Source organism: Corynebacterium tuscaniense, from assembly GCF_008693065.1.
Classification (GTDB): domain Bacteria; phylum Actinomycetota; class Actinomycetes; order Mycobacteriales; family Mycobacteriaceae; genus Corynebacterium; species Corynebacterium tuscaniense.
Map to the genome: position 1 here is coordinate 1 of NZ_VXKH01000114.1, position 2,092 is coordinate 2,092.

4 protein-coding genes are annotated in these 2,092 nt (G+C 63.8%); all 4 read left to right on the forward strand.

Annotated features, from left to right (window positions below; genetic code table 11):
* On the forward strand, nucleotides 1-194 hold a 194-nt coding region (locus tag F4V54_RS10660; protein WP_211359488.1), incomplete at its 5' end, for a dihydroneopterin aldolase.
* 4 nt (nucleotides 195-198) lie between these two features.
* Nucleotides 199-681, forward strand: a complete 483-nt coding sequence (folK, locus tag F4V54_RS10665; protein WP_034662174.1) for a 2-amino-4-hydroxy-6-hydroxymethyldihydropteridine diphosphokinase — start codon at nucleotides 199-201, stop codon at nucleotides 679-681.
* On the forward strand, nucleotides 678-1,145 hold the full coding sequence (locus tag F4V54_RS10670; protein WP_150387124.1) for a DUF3180 domain-containing protein: 468 nt from the start codon (nucleotides 678-680) through the stop codon (nucleotides 1,143-1,145). The genes folK and F4V54_RS10670 overlap by 4 nt, the downstream gene beginning before the upstream one ends.
* Nucleotides 1,146-1,155: 10 nt before the next feature.
* Nucleotides 1,156-2,092, forward strand: a 937-nt coding sequence (locus tag F4V54_RS10675; protein ID WP_150387125.1) for a DUF6779 domain-containing protein, incomplete at its 3' end; no start/stop codon positions are given.

Sequence of the window (2,092 nt, forward strand, 5' to 3'; positions counted from 1 at the left end):
GCACGCGCCGCGAACTCATCGAGACGGTGGCCACGGAGATCGCCGACGATGCGCTCGCGCGCTATGAGCAGCTCCACGCCATCGAGGTCACCGTGCACAAGCCGCACGCACCGGTCGGCCTGCTTATTAGCGACGTTGCTGTCACCGCCCGCCGCTCCCGCAAAACCCGAACCCTGCACGGCCGGGAGGATTAAACCCATGCGTGCTGTGCTGTCCACCGGTTCCAACATGGAAGATTCCCGCGCGCACCTGGCTAGCGTGGCGCGCTCCTTCGCTGCTGAACTTGTTGCTGCCTCGCAGGTATACCGCACTGCGCCGTGGGGCGGGGTGGAACAGGATGATTTCTTGAATCAGACGCTCATCGTGGACGTTGACTGCACACCGCATGAGCTGCTGGCGCGCTGCCAGGCCGTCGAGAATGCGGCGCATCGCGTGCGTGATGTGCGGTGGGGTCCGCGCACGCTGGATGTGGACATCATTGCGCTTTTCGACGACGCGGGGCACGAAATTCTCATATCCACCACCGACCTCACCGTCCCACACCCGCGGGCGCATCAGCGCGCCTTCGTCCTGGTGCCCTGGTTGGAGCTTGACGAGGACGCCACAATGGGAGGTCAGCGTGTGGAGTTGCTTCTGCGCGCTCTCCCCGACACCCCCGACAACCAAGTGAATCCCGCATGACCCGCACCAACACGGCCGAACTTGTTGCTGTTGCTGGCTTCTTCGCCGCGGCGGCGCTCATTCTTGTGCGCCGGTTCTACGGTGCGTGGCAAACCATTTCCCCGCTATGGTCACTGCCGCTGTGGGGTATCGCCGCGCTGTGCGTTTTCCTCACAGTCATGGTGCGCCGCCGGCGTGAGGAAGGGCGCGTGGGTTTGGATCGCGCGCAGATGAATCCGATGATGGTGGCTAACTTCATGGTCGTGGGTAAGTCTGGCGCGTGGGCTGGCGCTGTTGCTGGTGGTTGGTTCCTCGGCTTAGCGGTGTGGGTCGTGCCTCGCGTGCACATGTTGGCGGCCGCTGAGGCGGATCTGCCGGGTGTATTGGCGGGCACACTCGGCGGAGTGGCACTTGCCGTAGCCGGGCTAATTCTTGAGCGGTCATGTGAAGTGTCGCCACCAACTGAGGGTGATCTCGCAGGATAAGGTAGGCACCATGACTGGTGAGGACCGATCCCGCGACGGCGGTAATTTCTGGATGGTTGTGCTGACCGCCCTCGCACTTGTTGCGACCGTGATCATGCTTTTCAGCGACTCATCCGCATGGTTGCAGATCGCTCTCCTCGCCTCCTTGTGGGCCACGATCATCGGATTCTTGCTCGTAACCCGTGCGCGCAAAGACCGTGACCAGGCCGAAGCAATCCTCGCCGTCCGCGAACGTGAACACGATGCCGAGCTGGAAGCTCTCCGCGCCCGCAATGAAGCCGACCGCGCTGCCGATGGTTTAGCGCCGACCGCTGAAGCAGAGGTACTACGCGAAATCCGCGAGGAACTCGCCGCCCTCCGCGCCCAACTTGAGGAGCTTTCCGGCCGCGAATTTGGTTATGAGCCCGCCGCCCTCCAGGCCGAAGCCCGTCGCATTCGTGAGATTGAGGCACGTGCACAACAGTCCGAGCCAACACCTGTTGCTGAGCCCGCGCAACCTGCTGAGCCCGCGCAACCTGCTGAGACCGCGCAACCTGCTGAGACCGCGCAACCTGCTGAGACCGCACCACAGAAGTCCGAATCCGCCGAGGACACCGCCCCCATTGCCCCGGTCCGTGACCAAGATGAAAATGAGGCGATCAATGCGCTTTCCCACCCAGCGCAGCAGGCAACCTCGCATATCAGTGGTGCACCGTCGTTTGATGCTGTCGTAGGGCGTGTCGGGTCCCACCAGGGGCCGGAGGTCCGCAACCCGTTGACGGACTTGATCCGCGAGCGTCAAGCAGAGCGCGAACGCGAAGAGCAGGAAGCTCGGGAACGTGAGGAACGCGAGGCCCGCGAGCGCGCAGCTCGGGAACGTGCAGAACGCGCAGCGCGGGAACGTGCAGCCCGTGAAGCTCGTGAACGTGCCGAGCAGGAGGCGCGGGAACGCGCAGAACGTGAAGCCC